Here is a 3,173-nt window from a genome sequence, read left to right as displayed (position 1 = left end):
CAGCCACCTTCCAGGGCGAGTTCTCCGGCAACCTGAAGAGCTATTCCGGCAAGCTCAAGCTCGGCATCACCTGGTGAGGCTATGCGCATCTTGCCGTGTTGTTCCTTTATCAACAGTCAATTCAAGATCCCCCAAATTCGGGGGGCTTCTGGGGTCAAGCAGATGGGTAGAAAAATCGATGGAACGAGGCGGGCTCGCCTGATGCTGCGTCTGCTCGGGGAAACTTGTCTGTCGACATCGGGCTCGCGCCTGGCACTGGCCATCCTTCTCGCAGCTGGAACGCTGTCAACAACGCTTCCGGCGAGAGCCGAGGACTGGCCAGTCTACAACGAGGGGGATCTGCATTTCGCCATCTTCAACGCCGACTACGGCGACACAATCCGGTTCTACGCCAATGTCACGCTGACAGCCAACCTGCCGCCCGTGCGGAGCGGCAACATGACCATCAACGGACAAGGCTTCACCCTGTCCGGCAACAACCAGTATCGCGGCCTGTTCGTGCAGCAGGGCGCGATCAACGTGGCGATCAAAGATCTCACCATCACCAACGCCAAGGCCGAGGGCGGTAAGGGTGGCGACGCAAGGTTTATTGTACCCGGCAATCCCGCCCGCGGCGGTGGTGGCGGCGGCGGCGCTGGACTGGGCGGCGCGCTGTTCATCGGCAAAGGCGCCAATGTGACGGTAAGCAATGTCAACCTGCAGGCCAACCAGGCGCGCGGCGGCAATGGCGGCGCGCTCGGACCTTTGACCTTGAGCAGTTCGTGGGGCAGCAGTGGCGGCGGGGGTGGCTATTGGCCGATCGGAGCCGATGGCGGCGACGGCGGCGCCTCCGTCAGTGGTGGAGGCGGTGCGCCAGACGGCGCCGGCGGTGACGGTAGCATAACAGACGGCAGCCCCGGTGGTTTTGGCGGCGGCGGCGGCGGCAGCGGCTGGTGTTCGGGCAGCGACTGCCCTTATATACCGGGGGCCGGCGGTTTTGGCGGCGGCAGCGGGGCCGGCAGTAGTGGAGTGGCTGAGCCTGGTGGCTTCGGCGGCGGCACCGGCACCAGCAACGACGTCAGCAGTGGCGGCGGTGGCGGCGCCGGTCTCGGCGGTGCGATCTTCGTTCAGGAGGGCGGCAGCCTGACCCTGGCCGGCGCTCTCAACATTTCCGGAAATGCCGTCGCTGGCGGTGACGGTGGAAGGAGGGGCGGGCAGGGCAATGCCACTCCCGGCCAGGGCATCGGGTCGGGCATCTTCCTTCACGGCAACGGGTCGTTCAGCGTCGCCCCTGGCGCCGGACAGACGCAGACCATAAGCGACATCATCGTCGACCAGACCGGAGCTGGCGGCACCGGCACCGACAGTGGCAGCTGGTCTCTGGTCAAGAATGGCGACGGCGTGACCGTTCTCACCGGCGCCAATGCCTATAGCGGCGGCACCATCGTCAATGCCGGCATCCTGCAGGGCAAAACGTCGAGCCTCAGAGGCAACATCACCAACAATGCGTCCGTCATCTTCGACCAGGCCGGCAACGACGGCACCTTCGCCGGCAACATGTCCGGCAGCGGCGCCCTGTTCAAGCGAGGCGGCGGCGTGCTTTCGCTCACGGGCACCAACACCTACGCGGCCGGCACGCGGGTGGAAGAAGGAGTCCTGCGAATCGCGTCCGATGCCAAGCTCGGCGCGGCAGGCACCCATCTCAACCTGGACGGTGGTGGCGGTCTGAGTGCGTCGGCGACCTTTGCCAGCACCCGCCCCGTTTGGCTTACCGGCGCTCGCGGCATCGTTCTCGTCGATGCCGGCGAAACCCTCACCCTGAGTGGTGTAGTCAGTGAAAGTGGTGCGCTGGTCAAGTCCGGCCCCGGCGACCTGATTCTTAGCGGGGCCAACACCTACTCGGGCGGCACGACGGTCACCGGCGGCGTGCTGCGCTTCGCCAACGACGCCAACCTGGGCGCGGCAGCCACCGGGATCATGTTGAACGGTGGTGCAGTCGGGACCATGACGGACACACCTGCGGCGACGTCGATCAGCCGCAATATCACCTTGGCCAGCAACGGTGGCGGTATCGATGTGGCGGCGCAGTCCCAGTCTCTCTCCTGGAGCGGCAACATAAGCGGCAACGGTGGCCTCTTCAAGACCGGAGCCGGCACGCTGGTCCTCACCGGCAACAATACCTACACCGGCGGCACGCAGGTGGCAGGAGGGACCCTGTGGGTTGCCTCCGACGCCAAGCTCGGCGCAGCCGGCACCCATGTTGACCTGAACAACGGGGCTCTGCGCGCCTCGGAAACCTTTACCAGCGCCCGCCCTGTCGGGCTTTTAGGCGCCGGTGGCGCTATCCTCGTGGACGCCAACAAGTCCCTCACCTTGAGCGGTGTCGTCAGGGGTTCGGGCAGCCTCACCAAGACTGGCGACGGCACCCTCATCCTCACTGGCGCGAATGCCTATACCGGCAACATCACCGTCAATGCCGGCGTCCTGCAGGGCAATACAATGAGCCTGCTGGCCCACATCACCAACAACGCCTCCGTCGTCTTCGACCAAGCAGCCAACGGCACCTATGCCGGCAACATCACCGGCCTCGGCAGCCTGACCAAGATCGGCGCCGGCACGCTGATCCTGCCCGCCGCCGCCAACTACGCTGGCGGCACGACCGTCTCGGCCGGCGCGCTGCAGGGCACGACCTTTAGCCTGCAAGGCAACATCCTGAACAATGCCGCCGTTATTTTCGACCAGGGTTTCGACGGCACCTATGCCGGCAACATGACGGGCACCGGCACGCTCACCAAGAACGGCCCTGGCACACTCACCCTCACCGGCACCAGCAGCGTCGACGGCGGCATGACGGTCGACGCCGGCGCGCTTCTGGCGAACGGCTCGATCGCTTCGTCTCGGGGCCTGAGAGTGAATACGCGCGCGACGGTGGGCGGCACCGGTATATTGCCGTCGACGATCATTAATGGCGGCACGCTTTCGCCTGGGAATTCGATCGGCACGATCAATATCATCGGGAAACTGACATTCGGCGCCGGCTCGATCTACGCCGTCGAGGTCTCCGGCGGCGCGGCCGACCGCGCGAGCGTCATCGGCTCCGCCGATCTTTCGGGCGGTACCGTCGATGTCACGTTCCTGGCGGGCGGCTCTGTTTCCAGGAACTACACCATCCTCAATGCCACGGGCGGTCTCGG

The 3,173-nt window shown here is 65.5% G+C and carries 1 protein-coding gene; it reads left to right on the top strand.

Annotation, left to right across the window (positions count from 1 at the left end; translation table 11 throughout):
- Positions 1–81: 81 nt before the first annotated feature.
- A partial coding sequence (locus tag FJ867_RS28535; RefSeq protein WP_181168470.1) for an autotransporter-associated beta strand repeat-containing protein occupies positions 82–3,173 on the top strand: 3,092 nt, incomplete at its 3' end.

Source organism: Mesorhizobium sp. B2-5-3, from assembly GCF_006441005.1.
Taxonomy (GTDB): Bacteria; Pseudomonadota; Alphaproteobacteria; order Rhizobiales; family Rhizobiaceae; genus Mesorhizobium.
The sequence above is the reverse complement of the archived record's forward strand: the minus strand, read 5'-3'. Positions and strand labels throughout refer to the sequence as shown.